This is a genomic window from Paraburkholderia fungorum, from assembly GCF_003610895.1.
Classification (GTDB): Bacteria; Pseudomonadota; Gammaproteobacteria; order Burkholderiales; family Burkholderiaceae; genus Paraburkholderia; species Paraburkholderia fungorum_B.
Window position 1 is genome coordinate 212,549 of the sequence record NZ_MCAS01000045.1, and the last position, 14,026, is coordinate 226,574.

Consider the following 14,026-nt stretch of genomic DNA (forward strand, 5'->3'; position numbering starts at 1 on the left):
TAGGTACGGCAGGTACGACAAGCGCGGCAGGCAAAGAACGTCTGCCGCGCGTGTCGCGCGATAAAGCGGTCTGGCGGTCCGGCGTTATACCGGCAGATCCGCGGCCTGAATCAGGAATACGTTGTCGTCGCCGGCACTGGTCGACAGCCAGACCAGGTCGAGGCCGCCGAATGCCGCTTCGACGTTCGCACGCTCGTTGCCGATCTCCACCACCAGCACGCCGTCTTCGGTCAGCCAGTTGCGGGCTTCGGCGATGATCCGGCGCACGATATCCATGCCGTCCGTGCCGCCTGCCAAAGCCATGTCCGGTTCGTGCTTGTATTCGGCGGGCAGTTCCTGCATCGACGCGGCGTTCACATACGGCGGATTGCTGATGATCACGTCGTAGCGGCGCTCGGCGAGCGGCGCATACAGATCGCCTTCAAACAGGGCGACGCGGTCGTCGAGCCGGTAGTCCGTCACGTTGCGCGCGGCGACTTCGAGCGCGGGCGCGGAAAGATCGACCGCATCGATATCCGCGTTCGGGAACGCGTGCGCCGCGAGGATCGCAAGGCAGCCGGAGCCCGTGCACAGTTCCAGCACGGCACTCACCTGTTCGGGGTCTTCCACGTACGGCTGCAGGCCGTCCTGGAGCAGCTCGCCGATAAACGAGCGCGGCACGATCACGCGTTCATCCACATAGAAGCGGAAGCCGTGCATCCACGCTTCCTGCGTGATGTAGGCGGCCGGCACGCGCTGGCCGGCGCGGCGCTCGATCACGTTCAGCACGGCGTCGATTTCGGCGGCGGAGAGGCGTGCGTCGAGAAACGGCTCCAGCAGGTCGAGCGGCAGATGCAGTGTGTGCAGGATCAGGTAAGCGGCTTCGTCGTACGCATTGGCCGAGCCATGGCCGAACGACAATCCGGCCTGGTTGAAACGCGACACCGCGAAACGCAGCAGGTCGCGGACAGTGGAAAACGGGAGCGTCATCGCGGAAATTCCTTGGGTCAGGCGATCAGTTGTTCGAGCACGCGGCGATACACGTTCTTCAGCGGCTCGATGTGTGCGACGTCGATATGTTCGTCGATCTTGTGAATGCTGGCGTTCAGCGGGCCGAATTCGATCACCTGCTCGCAGATGCGGGCAATGAAGCGGCCGTCCGAGGTGCCGCCGGTGGTCGACAGTTCAGTCGTGACGCCGGTTTCGTCCTTGATCGCTTTGGCCAGCGCGTTCGACAGATCGCCGCGCGGGGTGAGGAACGGCAGGCCGCTCACGCTCCATTGCAGGTCGTACTCGAGACCGTGTTTGTCGAGAATGGCATGGACGCGGGCCTGCAGGCCTTCCACCGTGCTGGCCGTCGAGAAGCGGAAATTGAACATCACGTCCGCATGGCCGGGAATCACGTTCGTCGCGCCGGTGCCGCCATGGATGTTCGACACTTGCCAGGTGGTGGGCGGGAAGTACTCGTTACCGTCGTCCCAGCGCTCGGCAACCAGTTCGGCCAACGCGGGCGCGAGCAGATGCACCGGATTTTTCGCCAGATGCGGGTAGGCGATATGGCCTTGCACGCCCTTGACGATCAGCTTGCCCGACATTGAACCGCGCCGGCCATTCTTTACCATGTCGCCGAACTGCGCGCTCGAGGTCGGTTCGCCGACGAGGCAGTAATCCATGCGCTCGCCGCGCGCCTGTAACGCTTCGACGACCTTGACGGTGCCGTCGGTCGCGGGACCTTCTTCGTCGCTGGTAATCAGGAATGCGATCGAGCCGCGATGCGCGGGGTGCGCCGCGACGAACTCCTCGCTTGCCACCACGAAGCCGGCGATCGAGGCCTTCATGTCCGCCGCACCGCGGCCGTAGAGCTTGCCGTCGCGATGGGTGGGCTCGAACGGCGCCGAGTGCCATTGTTCGAGCGGGCCGGTCGGCACGACGTCCGTGTGGCCGGCGAAGGCGAGCAGCTTGCCGCGCGTGCCGTCGACGCCGCGTTTGACGGCCCACAGATTGGTCACGCCGTTCGATTCGATCGTCTCGTGCTCGAAGCCGAGCGCGGCCAGGCGTTCGATCAGGAGACGCTGGCAATGCTGGTCGTCGGGCGTGACGGAGGCGCGCGCGATCAGTTGTTGGGTAAGGGCGAGGGTGCCGGACATGGATTCAGTACAAGCCACTTTGAAATGAAAAAATGCCGGCTGGCGGTTGGACACCGCAGCCGGCAACAGCTTTTGAGCAACGCGGCGAGGCCGCGTTTTACCGCATTGTTAATGCCTGGTGCTGCCTGGTGCTGCCTGTTACTGCTTGTTGCGTTCCCGTTTTTCGCGAAATCACGCAAACAGCGCCGTGTACTCGTCCGCGGAAAAACCGAGCGACTTGACCCTGCCGTTGACCACCAGCACCGGCCGCTTGATCACCGACGGCTTGTGGATCATCAGAGCGATCGCGCCCGATTGCGTGTCCGCCGCCGCCTTCATGTCGTCGGACAGACCACGCCAGGTCGTGCCGCGGCGGTTCAGCAACGCATCGAGCTTGACGTCCTTCAGCCAGTCCTGAACCAGCGGCTCGGTCACGCCGTGTTTCTTGAAGTCGTGGAATTCGAACTCGACGTTGTGCTCTTCAAGCCACACACGGGCCTTCTTCACGGTGTCGCAGTTCGGGATGCCGTAGACGACGGTCTTGGTGCCGCGTGCCATTAGTCGCCTCGCAGGAGCTCGTTCAGGCCCACCTTCGCACGCGTTTTCGCGTCGACTTTCTTGACGATCACGGCGCAGTACAGGCTGTGCGAGCCGTCTTTCGAGGGCAGGTTGCCGGCTACCACCACCGAGCCCGCCGGAATGCGGCCGTACGTGACTTCACCGGTTTCGCGGTCGTAAATCTTGGTGCTCTGGCCGAGGTACACGCCCATCGAGATCACCGAGTTTTCTTCGACGATCACGCCTTCCACCACTTCCGAACGCGCGCCGATGAAGCAGTTGTCTTCGATGATGACCGGGTTGGCCTGCAGCGGCTCCAGCACGCCGCCGATGCCCACGCCGCCCGACAGGTGAACGTTCTTGCCGATCTGCGCACACGAACCGACGGTCGCCCACGTGTCGACCATCGTGCCTTCGTCCACATAGGCGCCGATGTTGGTGTACGACGGCATCAGCACGACGTTCTTCGCGATGAACGAGCCACGGCGCGCGATGGCGGGCGGCACCACGCGAAAGCCGCCTGCGGCGAAGTCTTCAGCGGTGTAGTTGGCGAACTTCGACGGCACCTTGTCGTAGAACTGGGAGTAGCCGCCGGCCGGTTGCACCACGTTGTCTTCCAGGCGGAACGACAGCAGCACGGCTTTCTTCAGCCATTGATTGACGATCCAGTCGCCGTCCTTCTTTTCGGCCACGCGCAGCGCGCCCTTGTCCAGTTGCTCGATGGCGTGGGCGACGGCTTCGCGCACGTCGGCCGGGGCCGCTTTCGGCGACAGTTCGGCGCGGTTTTCCCAGGCGGTATCAATGATCTGCTGAAGTTGTTGCGACATATGCGTGCTTTTCTGAAGAGTTGAAGTCTGAAGAAGGGAATGCGGTGCGCGGGGTTGCTGAATCGCGAAACATTCGCGAAAACTCAGCCCGCGAGCGCGCGGCAAAAATCGACGATTCGTTGTGCGCCCTGGGTGCATTCGTCGACATCGGCGACGAGCGCCATGCGCACGAAATTGCGGCCGGGGTTTACACCGTGCGCGGTGCGCGCGAGGAAGGAGCCCGGCAGAACCGTCACATTATAGTCGGCGTAGAGGCGCTGGGCGAACTCGGTGTCCGACAGGCCCGTGCGCGAGACCTCCGCCCACAGGTAGAACGCGGCGTCCGGCAGGCGCACGTCGAGCACCCCGGCGAGCATCGGCGTCACGGTGGAAAACTTCTGCACGTACTTCGCGCGGTTCTCGCGCACGTGCGTTTCGTCATTCCAGGCCGCGATGCTGGCACTCTGGAACACCGTCGACAGGGCCGCGCCGTGGTATGTCCGGTATAGCAGGAAGTCTTTCAGGATCGCGGCGTCGCCCGCCACGAAGCCCGAGCGCATGCCCGGCACGTTCGAGCGCTTGGACAGGCTTGACAGCATCACGAGGCGTTCGAACCCGCGGCCGAGCCGATGGGCCGCTTCCAGGCCGCCGAGCGGCGGATTGGCTTCGTCGAAGTAGATTTCGGAGTAGCACTCGTCCGAGGCGATCACGAAGCCATAACGGTCCGACAGCGCGAACAGTTCGCGCCAGTCTTCGAGCGTGAGCACGGCGCCGGTGGGGTTGCCCGGCGAGCACACGTACAGCAGCTGGGTGCGCGCCCAGATGTCCGCCGGGACCGCCGAATAGTCGCAGGCGAAGTTGCGCGCCGGGTCGCTATTCACGAAGTACGGCTGCGCGCCGGCGAGAAGCGCCGCGCCTTCGTAGATTTGGTAGAACGGGTTCGGACAGAGTACGATCGCAGGCTCGCCGTCAGGATTCCGTTTGGGGTCGATGACCGTCTGTGCGAGCGCAAACAGCGCCTCGCGCGAACCGGCCACCGGCAGCACCTGGCTGGCCGGATCGAGCGGGGGCAGGGTGTAGCGCTGCGTCACCCATTTCGCGATCGACTCGCGCAGTGCCGGCGAGCCGAGGGTGGCCGGATACGCGGACAAACCGCCGAGCGAGGCAATCACCGCGTCGCGAATCAGGGTCGGCGTGGGATGTTTCGGTTCGCCGATGCCGAAGCTGATGTGCGCGAGGCCGGCCGGCGGCGTGACGTCCTTGAAAAGCGCACGCAGCTTTTCGAACGGATAGGGCTGAAGGGAGTCGAGTAGCGGGTTCACTGGGCGGATCGAGCCTGATCGAAGAGGGGCGCAGACGGATGCAGGGAAATGCCGGGCACGCGCGCTGACGGCAAAACGCCTGAATGGCGTGAAAACGGTGGCAGCGGCGGCGAGCGGATGATTATAGCGTGGCGCGCGGCCGTTCGCGGACCGGCGCGGCGCAACCCGCCAGGCAGCGCAGGCAATGCGACGCAGCGGGAACGACGCGAACCGCAGACGGTTCGCGCAAAAAAGAAGCAGGAGCAGCAATGTATGTAGCAGCAACGGAGACATCCGCACGATTCGGACGAAGCGGGCGCAAGAACGCCGCCTTCGGCAAAGTCAGCAACGCCGCCCGCGGGAGCCGCAACCGTCGCGGGAGTCTTGCATCATGAACAACTGGCTCCGCAATGGCTGGCCAACCCTCGCGATCATGCTGGGCGCCTCGGTCTGGGGGATGATCTGGTACCCCTTGCGCATGCTGAATGCACTCGGGGTGACCGGCACGGCCGCGAGCGCGCTCACGAGCGGCGCCGGTTGCCTGTTCGTCCTGCTGGTGCGCTATCGCGCGCTGCGGACCGTGCGCTGGCACTGGTTGCTGCCGGCTCTCGCGCTGGCTGCGGGCATCACGAATCTCGGCTTCGTGTGGGGCTCGATCCACGGCGAGGTGATGCGCGTCTTGCTGTTGTTCTACCTCACCCCCGCCTGGACCGCGCTCTTTGCGCACTTCATCCTGCATGAACGGTTGAACTGGGCGGGCGCGGGCCTCGCCGCGCTTTCGCTGGCCGGCGCGATGACCATGCTGTGGTCGCCGCAACTGGGCATGCCGGTACCGGGCAATCTCGCCGAATGGGCAGGACTTGCGGGCGGCATGGGCTTTGCGATGAGCAACGTGCTGATCCTGAAGACCAGCCGCGTGCTGCCTGAGATGAAGCCCGAAATGCGCACGGCGACGATTTTCGGCGGCGCGGCGATTTTCAGCGCCTTTGCATCGTTGTTCGAGGCGATGCCCGCACCGCCCACCGGCGCGCATCTCGGCACGGCCGCGCTGCTAGTGCTCGGCCTCGGTTTTTTGCTGGCGTCCAACAATATGCTCGTGCAGTACGGACTCGCGCGGGTGCCGGCCAACCGGGCCTCGATCATCATGCTGTTCGAGATCGTGGTGACGGCCTTGTCCGCGTGGCTCTTCGCCGGCGAGACGCCCGGCCCGCGCGAATGGGCGGGCGGACTGTGCATCGTGCTGGCGTCCGCATTGTCCAGTTGGGTGCACCGGACCAAGGCCTTGCCGCCCGATCCGGCCAATCAGGACGTGCAGCCCGGCGTCGATGACGATACAGACCGTAAGGACGGTAAGAACCGCTCACGCGCGATGGTATGATTGCCCCTCAATAGCTGGCGCACGCTTCACTGCGTGCGCTCGGCGCCCGTATCGCGAAGTTTCGCGGGCCGTTGCGCTGCATTGGCGAACGGCCGGTGCAGCCTTCACGAGCCACTTTTATTTTCCCTTTTCAAACAGCGAAATCGCCGTGCGTCTGACCTCGATCAAACTCGCTGGCTTCAAGTCATTCGTCGATCCCACGCATTTCCAGGTACCGGGCCAGCTCGTCGGCGTGGTCGGACCGAATGGGTGCGGCAAGTCCAACATCATCGACGCCGTGCGCTGGGTGCTCGGCGAATCGCGCGCTTCCGAGCTGCGCGGCGAGTCGATGCAGGACGTGATCTTCAATGGCTCGACCGCGCGCAAGCCCGGTAGCCGCGCCAGCGTCGAACTCGTGTTCGACAACGCCGACGGCCGTGCCGCCGGGCAGTGGGGGCAGTATGCCGAAATCGCCGTCAAGCGCGTGCTTACCCGCGACGGCACCTCGAGCTACTACATCAACAACCTGCCGGCGCGCCGCCGCGACATTCAGGACATCTTCCTCGGCACCGGCCTCGGGCCGCGTGCCTACGCGATCATCGGGCAGGGCATGATCGCGCGCCTGATCGAGGCGAAGCCGGAAGAGTTGCGCGTGTTCCTCGAAGAGGCCGCGGGCGTGTCGAAGTACAAGGAACGCCGCCGCGAAACCGAGAACCGCCTGCACGACACGCGCGAGAATCTGACGCGGGTCGAAGACATCGTCCGCGAACTGGGGGCGAACCTCGAGAAGCTGGAAGCGCAGGCGGTCGTCGCGACCAGATACAAGGATTTGCAGGCCGACGGCGAAGAGAAGCAGCGCCTGTTGTGGCTGTTGCGCAAGAATGAAGCCGGCGGCGAGCAGGAACGTCAGCAACGTGCGATCGAACAGGCGCAGATCGACCTCGAAGCGCAAACCGCGAAGCTGCGTGAAGTCGAAGCGCAACTCGAAACGCTGCGCGTCGCGCACTATTCCGCCAGCGACGCGATGCAGGGTGCGCAAGGCGCGCTGTACGAGGCGAATGCCGAAGTCAGCCGCCTCGAAGCGGAAATCAAGTTCATCGTCGAATCGCGCAATCGCGTGCAGGCGCAGATCGCCGCGTTGACCGCGCAGCGCGAGCAATGGCAGTCGCAGGCGCAAAAGGCGCAAGACGATCTCGAAGACGCTGAAGAACAACTGGCGGTTGCCGAAGAAAAGGCCGCACTGGCCGAAGACGAAGCCGCCGCCAAGCATGACGCGATGCCGGCGCTCGAAGGCCGCTGGCGGGATGCGCAGACCGAACTGAACGCCGAGCGCGGCGGTATCGCGCAGACCGAACAGGCGCTCAAGCTCGAAGCGGCGCATCAGCGCAACGCCGATCAGCAATTACAGCAGTTGCAGCAGCGTCACGAGCGGCTGAAGTCGGAAGCGGGCGGTCTCGATGCCCCGGACGAAGCGCAGCTCGAAGAGCTGCGCATGCAGCTTGCCGAGCATGAAGAAATCCTGCACGACGCGCAGACCCGTCTCGCCGACGCGCAGGAAACGCTGCCGCGTCTGGACGGCGAACGGCGCGCCGCTCAGGAGCGGGTGCAAGCGGAGAGCGCGCAGATTCATCAGCTCGACGCACGCCTTGCCGCGCTCAAGCAATTGCAGGAAAACGTCCAGACCGAAGGCAAGATTCAGCCGTGGCTCGAAAAGCACGAGCTGGGCGGCCTGCCGCGTCTGTGGAAGAAGCTGCACGTCGAGGCCGGTTGGGAAGCCGCGCTCGAAGCGGTGCTGCGCGAGCGGCTCGCCGCGCTGGAAGTGTCGAATCTCGACTGGGTCAAGGCGTTCGCGACCGACGCGCCGCCCGCCAAGCTTGCGTTCTACGCCCCGCCCGCAGCCGGTCAGCCGGTTGCTGCGCCGCCGGCTTTGCGCCCGCTGCTGTCGCTGGTTCGTATCGACGATGCAGGCATCCGCGCCGTGCTGAACGACTGGCTCGGCCTTGCCTTCGTGGCTGACGATCTGCAGCAGGCGCTCGCTATGCGCGCGCAATTGCCGGAAGGCGGCTCGTTCGTCGTGAAGGCGGGGCATGTGGTGACGCGCGTCGGTGTCCAGTTGTATGCCGCCGATTCCGAGCAGGCCGGCATGCTGGCCCGTCAGCAGGAAATCGAAAACCTGGCGCGTCAGGTACGTGCGCAAGCGCTGCTGGCCGATGAAGCGAAGGCCGCCGCGATCCGTGCCGAGGCCGCGCACACGCAAGCCGCACAAGCGTTGACCGACGTGCGTCAGCAGTCGGAGCGCGCGACGCAACGCGTGCACGCCTTGCAGATGGACGTGCTCAAGCGCGCCCAGGCGCATGAGCGTTACACGCAGCGCAGCACGCAAATCCGCGAAGAGCTCGGGGAAATCACGGCGCAAATCGAAGAGCAGCGCGCCTTGCGCGGCGAATCGGAGGCGAATTTTGAGCGTCACGACTCGGAGCTCGCCGAATTGCAGGCGCGTTTCGAAGACCACCAGCTGGCTTTCGAAGCACTCGACGAAACGCTTACGGCCGCGCGTGGAGAGGCGCGCGATCTCGATCGGGCCGCCACCGACGCGCGTTTCGCCGCGCGCAATATGGCGAACCGTATCGACGAATTGAAGCGCAGCATTCAGGTGTCGCACGAGCAGAGCGAGCGCGTCGCCGCGTCGCTGGAAGACGCGCGCGCCGAGCTGGAAACGATCAACGAGCAAACCGCGCATACCGGTTTGCAGGACGCGCTCGATATCCGCGCGGTCAAGGAAGAGGCGCTGCACGCGGCACGCCTCGAACTGGACGATCTGACGGCCAAGCTGCGTGCCGCTGACGAAACCCGCCTCACCGCCGAGCGCGCGCTGCAGCCGCTGCGCGACCGCATCAACGAATTGCAGTTGAAAGAACAGGCCGCGCGCCTGAACGGCGAGCAGTTCATCGAGCAACTGGCCGCGGCCGGCGTCGACGAGGCGCAGTTGCAGGCCAAGCTCACGCCGGACATGAAGCCGTCCTACCTGCAAGGCGAAGTCACGCGGATCAACAACGCGATCACGGCGCTCGGCCCCGTCAACATGGCCGCGCTGGACGAACTGAAAGCGGCGACCGAGCGCAAGACGTTCCTCGATTCGCAATCGGCCGACCTGAACAACGCGATCGAAACGCTCGAAGACGCGATCCGCAAGATCGACGGGGAAACGCGCACGTTGCTGCAAGGCACCTTCGATCAGGTGAACAGTCATTTCGGCGAGCTGTTCCCGCGTCTGTTCGGTGGTGGCCAGGCCAGGTTGATCATGACCGGCGACGAAATTCTCGACGCCGGCGTACAGGTGATGGCGCAACCGCCGGGCAAGAAAAATTCGACGATTCACCTGTTGTCGGGCGGCGAGAAGGCGTTGACCGCCACGGCGCTGGTGTTCGCGATGTTCCAGCTGAATCCCGCGCCGTTCTGTCTGCTCGACGAAGTGGACGCGCCGCTTGATGACGCCAACACGGAACGCTTCGCGAACCTTGTGCGCGCAATGTCGGACAAAACGCAGTTCCTGTTCATTTCGCACAACAAGATCGCGATGGAAATGGCGCAGCAACTGATCGGCGTGACCATGCAGGAGCAGGGCGTGTCGCGGATCGTTGCCGTCGACATGGAATCGGCTGCCGGTTTCGCCCAGAATATCGTTTGAGTTTTCGGTTAAGTTGATCATCGCGGTCTCCCGCGTTCAGCGCAGCGGCCATGGGTCGCGCGACACATGGGGCGGGTGCAAAGCCGCGCAGACAGAAGAATTGCTGATGGAGCATGCATGGACGAGTTGACACTCGGTTTGATCGGCGCGGGCGCCGTGGTGGTCGGGGGCGTGGTCGTGTACAACGCGTGGCAAGGCGCGAAGGTGCGCCGCAAGATGCCACGGCCGATGCCGGCCGATGCCGCCGAAAGTTTCGCGCGGGACGATCAGGAGGAACAGAGCCCGTTTATCGAACCGGCCCGGCCGACCACCCGGCGCGAACCGGTAGTGGGTTCGGACACGGCTGCGGAAACCGCTGCGGCACGCGTCGAACCGACATTTGGCGCCACCGCTGCGCCGCTCGATACACCGGCCGATATCCAGGCCGAGATGACGACGCCGAACGGTTTCCCGGAAGCAGAAGGCATCGCTCAGGCCGAAGGCGGCCACGCTGCGAATGCCGACGAACCGGTCGAACCGATCCTGCCCGCCGCCACGACGATTTCGTCGGCGCCGCCGGCTATCGTCGATCGCCGCATCGACTGTATCGTGCCGATTCGTTTGAACGGCCCGGTGGCCGGCGACAAGGTGATTCCGCTGGCGCAGCGTTTGCGCCGGGCCGGCAGCAAGCCGGTTCATATCGAAGGCAAGCTTGAAGGCGGCGCGTGGGAGTTGCTACAGAACGGTGCGCGCTATGAAGAACTGCGCGCGGCCGCGCAGCTGGCCAATCGGAGCGGCGCGCTCAACGAACTGGAGTTCTCGGAGTTCGTGACCGGCGTGCAGCAGTTTGCCGATGCGCTCGACGCGTCGCCGGAATTTCCCGACATGCTCGAAACGGTCGCGATGGCGCGCGAACTCGACGGCTTCGCCGCGCAGTGCGATGCGCAACTGTCGATCAACGTGCTTTCCGACGGCGCGCCGTGGTCGGCGAATTATGTCCAGGCCGTGGCGTCGCAAGACGGTTTGCTGCTCTCGCGCGACGGCACGCGCTTCGTCAAGCTCGACGCGAAGCAGAGCCCGGTGTTCATGCTGCAATTCGGCGACACCAATTTCCTGCGCGACGACCTGACCTACAAGGGCGGCCAGATGATCACGCTGGTGCTCGACGTGCCGGTCGCGGACGAAGACATCCTGCCGTTCCGCCTGATGTGTGACTACGCGAAATCGCTGGCTGAGCGGATCGGCGGGCGAGTAGTCGACGACGGGCGCCGGCCGCTGCCGGAAACCGCGTTGCTGGCGATCGAAAAGCAGTTGATGACGCTTTACGCAAAGCTCGAACAGGCGGGTATCCCGGCGGGCTCGCCGGCCACCCGGCGTTTGTTCAGCCAGTAAGGTCAGTAGAGCCTCTGTTTTTCAGGTAGTACACGACGGCCGCACAATGTGCGGCCGTTGGCGTTTTGGGCCAGTCCAAAACTGGCCATTCGGCCGATGTAAAGGGGCACGCTTCCTGCGATAATCCAATGTCTGAATTCCTTTGAAGAAGCTTCCGACAGCATGGCCCGAACCCCCGCCTCCAATCCTGCAACCAGCGCTCCTGCCGAGCGGGCCGCGTGGCTGCGCGCGGAACTCGAACGCGCCAATTACGCGTACTACGTTCTCGACCAGCCGGACCTGCCGGACGCGGAGTACGACAAGCTTTTCAAGGAACTGGAGCGAATCGAGGCCGAGCATCCGGACCTGATCGTGCCGGATTCGCCCACCCAGCGCGTGGGCGGCGAGGCGTCGAGCGGTTTCGAGCAGGTCGTGCATGATCAACCCATGCTTTCGCTGAACAACGGCTTCGCGGATGAAGACATCGTCGCGTTCGACAAGCGCGTTGGCGACGCGCTCGGCAAGAACGCAAGCGAGCCGCCGGTGCCGGTGGAATACGCGGCCGAGCTGAAGTTCGACGGTCTTGCCATCTCGCTGCGTTACGTCGACGGCGTGTTCGTCCAGGCGTCCACGCGCGGCGACGGCACCACCGGCGAGAATGTCACGCAGAACATTCGTACGATCCGTTCCATTCCGCTCAAACTCAAGGGCAAACGCATCCCGCAGGTGCTCGACGTGCGCGGTGAAGTGCTCATGTTCAAGCGCGATTTTGAGCGCCTGAACGAGCGCCAGCGGGCCGCTGAGCAGAAGGAATTTGCCAATCCGCGTAACGCTGCCGCGGGCAGCTTGCGGCAACTCGATTCGAAGATCACCGCGCAGCGGCCGCTGTCGTTTTTCGCTTATGGAATTGGCGTGCTGGAGGGGGGCGAGATGCCGGCCACCCATAGCGAGCTGCTCGACTGGTACAAGGAACTCGGCTTGCCGGTGAATGGCGAGCGGGCAGTGGTGCAGGGCGCCGAAGGCTTGCTGGGATTTTTCCGCTCGGTAGGCGAGAAGCGCGACACGCTGCCCTACGATATCGACGGCGTGGTCTACAAGGTCAACCGGCGCGACGAGCAGGATGCGCTCGGCTTTGTGTCGCGCGCGCCGCGTTTCGCTCTCGCGCACAAATTCCCCGCGCAGGAAGCGCTGACCAAACTGCTGGCGATCGACGTGCAGGTCGGCCGCACCGGTGCGATCACACCGGTGGCGCGGCTGGAACCGGTGTTCGTCGGCGGCGCGACGGTGACCAATGCCACCTTGCATAACGAAGACGAAGTGCGCCGCAAGGACATCCGCATCGGCGACACGGTCATCGTGCGGCGCGCTGGCGACGTGATTCCCGAAGTCGTGAGCGCGCTGCTCGATCGCCGCCCGGACGACGCCCGCGAGTTCGTCATGCCTACGCACTGCCCGGTGTGCGGCTCGAGTATCGAACGGCTGCCGGACGAGGCGATTGCGCGCTGCACAGGTGGCCTGTTCTGCCCGGCACAGCGCAAGCAGGCGCTGTGGCACTTTGCGCAGCGGCGGGCGCTGGATATCGACGGGCTCGGCGAAAAGATCATCGATCAGCTCGTCGAGCAGAATCTGGTGCGTACGCCGGCCGACCTGTTCAACGTTGGCTTTGCGACACTGGCCGAACTTGACCGCTTCGCCGAAAAGTCCGCGCAGAATCTGCTCGACTCGCTCGACAAAGCCAGGCACACCACGCTGGCGCGCTTTATTTACGCGCTCGGTATCCGGCATGTGGGCGAATCCACGGCGAAAGATCTCGCCAGGCATTTCGGCTCGCTGAATCCGATCATGGATGCCTCGGTCGAAGAATTGCTGGAGGTGAACGACGTGGGGCCCGTGGTGGCTGAGTCGATTCACCGGTTTTTCGCCGAAGAGCATAACCGCACGGTGATCGAGCAACTCCGCGCGCCGGGCAAGGTCACATGGCCGGAAGGGCCGCCCGCACCAAAGGCGCCGCAAGGCGTGCTGGCCGGCAAGACGATCGTTTTGACCGGCACCTTGCCGACGCTCGCCCGCGAAGAGGCGAAAGAAATGCTCGAAGCGGCCGGCGCGAAAGTGGCGGGCTCGGTGTCGAAGAAAACCGACTACGTGGTGGCGGGGGCCGAAGCTGGCAGCAAGTTGGCGAAGGCCGAGGAACTCGGTATCCCGGTACTCGACGAAGATGGTATGCGTAAGCTCCTGGAGGGGCAGTTATGATCCGTGAAATTCTCAAGATGGGCGATCCGCGCCTGTTGCTCATTGCCGATCCGGTCGATCACTTCGACACCCCCGAACTGCATGAGCTCATCAAGGACATGTTCGAGACCATGCACGACGCGAACGGCGCCGGGCTTGCCGCGCCGCAGATCGGCGTGAATCTGCAGGTGGTGATTTTCGGTTTCGGGCACAACGAACGTTATCCGGATGCGCCGCCGGTGCCGGAAACGGTGCTGATCAATCCGACCATCACGCCGGTGTCGCTGGATATGGAAGAGGGCTGGGAAGGCTGCCTGTCCGTACCGGGCCTGCGAGGCGCGGTGAGCCGGTTTTCGATGATCAAGTACCACGGCTTCGATCAATACGGTAATCCGATTGACCGTGTCGCCGAGGGCTTTCATGCACGCGTCGTACAACATGAGTGCGATCACCTGATCGGCAAGCTGTACCCGATGCGGATCAACGATTTCGCGAAGTTCGGTTTTACGGAAGTGCTGTTTCCGGATATGGACCCGAATAACGACGACTGACGCTGTATTCTGGCCGGCGGCGAACGCGTCGACGCTTGCGCCGCCAGCATAAATAAAAAAGCCCACGTTTTCACGTGGGCT

10 protein-coding genes are annotated in these 14,026 nt (G+C 64.2%); 5 read left to right on the forward strand and 5 right to left on the reverse strand.

Annotated elements, in window-relative coordinates:
- Positions 1 to 84: 84 nt before the first annotated feature.
- From prmB to dapC, 5 genes are all read right to left on the reverse strand, one after another.
- Entirely contained in the window at positions 85 to 969 is an 885-nt protein-coding gene (gene prmB, locus BCY88_RS32155; protein WP_120348149.1) for a 50S ribosomal protein L3 N(5)-glutamine methyltransferase, read from the reverse strand.
- A gap of 17 nt (positions 970 to 986) precedes the next feature.
- Complete coding sequence (gene dapE / locus BCY88_RS32160; protein ID WP_120348150.1) at positions 987 to 2,126, reverse strand: succinyl-diaminopimelate desuccinylase; 1,140 nt, start codon at positions 2,124 to 2,126, stop codon at positions 987 to 989.
- 171 nt (positions 2,127 to 2,297) lie between these two features.
- Positions 2,298 to 2,663, reverse strand: coding sequence for an ArsC family reductase (locus tag BCY88_RS32165; RefSeq protein ID WP_120348151.1), 366 nt, complete (start codon positions 2,661 to 2,663; stop codon positions 2,298 to 2,300).
- Positions 2,663 to 3,490, reverse strand: a complete 828-nt coding sequence (gene dapD, locus BCY88_RS32170; protein ID WP_120348250.1) for a 2,3,4,5-tetrahydropyridine-2,6-dicarboxylate N-succinyltransferase — start codon at positions 3,488 to 3,490, stop codon at positions 2,663 to 2,665. The genes BCY88_RS32165 and dapD overlap by 1 nt, the downstream gene beginning before the upstream one ends.
- 83 nt (positions 3,491 to 3,573) lie before the next feature.
- On the reverse strand, positions 3,574 to 4,791 hold the full coding sequence (gene dapC, locus BCY88_RS32175; RefSeq protein WP_120348152.1) for a succinyldiaminopimelate transaminase: 1,218 nt from the start codon (positions 4,789 to 4,791) through the stop codon (positions 3,574 to 3,576).
- Positions 4,792 to 5,161: 370 nt separating this feature from the next.
- On the opposite strand from dapC, the gene BCY88_RS32185 reads away from it, so the two are divergent.
- The 5 genes from BCY88_RS32185 (at position 5,162) to def (ending at position 13,945) form a co-directional block, all read left to right on the forward strand.
- The gene (locus BCY88_RS32185; RefSeq protein ID WP_120348154.1) at positions 5,162 to 6,148 is read left to right on the forward strand and encodes a DMT family transporter; all 987 of its coding nucleotides are present in this window, start codon (positions 5,162 to 5,164) and stop codon (positions 6,146 to 6,148) included.
- A gap of 148 nt (positions 6,149 to 6,296) precedes the next feature.
- Positions 6,297 to 9,815, forward strand: coding sequence for a chromosome segregation protein SMC (smc, locus tag BCY88_RS32190; RefSeq protein WP_120348155.1), 3,519 nt, complete (start codon positions 6,297 to 6,299; stop codon positions 9,813 to 9,815).
- A gap of 117 nt (positions 9,816 to 9,932) precedes the next feature.
- Positions 9,933 to 11,186, forward strand: a complete 1,254-nt coding sequence (locus tag BCY88_RS32195) for a cell division protein ZipA C-terminal FtsZ-binding domain-containing protein (protein WP_120348156.1) — start codon at positions 9,933 to 9,935, stop codon at positions 11,184 to 11,186.
- Between the two features lie 162 nt (positions 11,187 to 11,348).
- Positions 11,349 to 13,415 (forward strand): NAD-dependent DNA ligase LigA, encoded by a 2,067-nt coding sequence (ligA, locus tag BCY88_RS32200; protein WP_120348157.1) that lies wholly within the window; start codon positions 11,349 to 11,351, stop codon positions 13,413 to 13,415.
- The gene (def, locus tag BCY88_RS32205; protein ID WP_120348158.1) at positions 13,412 to 13,945 is read left to right on the forward strand and encodes a peptide deformylase; all 534 of its coding nucleotides are present in this window, start codon (positions 13,412 to 13,414) and stop codon (positions 13,943 to 13,945) included. Before ligA ends, def begins: the two co-directional genes overlap by 4 nt.
- The last annotated feature ends 81 nt before the right edge of the window (positions 13,946 to 14,026 follow it).

Bases quoted from the DNA above. Each gene is read 5' to 3' on its own strand.
- prmB (WP_120348149.1), bottom strand. From the start codon at position 969: ATGACGCTCCCGTTTTCCACTGTCCGCGACCTGCTGCGTTTCGCGGTG.
- dapE (WP_120348150.1), bottom strand. From the start codon at position 2,126: ATGTCCGGCACCCTCGCCCTTACCCAACAACTGATCGCGCGCGCCTCC.
- BCY88_RS32165 (WP_120348151.1), bottom strand. From the start codon at position 2,663: ATGGCACGCGGCACCAAGACCGTCGTCTACGGCATCCCGAACTGCGAC.
- dapD (WP_120348250.1), bottom strand. From the start codon at position 3,490: ATGTCGCAACAACTTCAGCAGATCATTGATACCGCCTGGGAAAACCGC.
- BCY88_RS32185 (WP_120348154.1), top strand. From the start codon at position 5,162: ATGAACAACTGGCTCCGCAATGGCTGGCCAACCCTCGCGATCATGCTG.
- BCY88_RS32195 (WP_120348156.1), top strand. From the start codon at position 9,933: ATGGACGAGTTGACACTCGGTTTGATCGGCGCGGGCGCCGTGGTGGTC.
- ligA (WP_120348157.1), top strand. From the start codon at position 11,349: ATGGCCCGAACCCCCGCCTCCAATCCTGCAACCAGCGCTCCTGCCGAG.
- def (WP_120348158.1), top strand. From the start codon at position 13,412: ATGATCCGTGAAATTCTCAAGATGGGCGATCCGCGCCTGTTGCTCATT.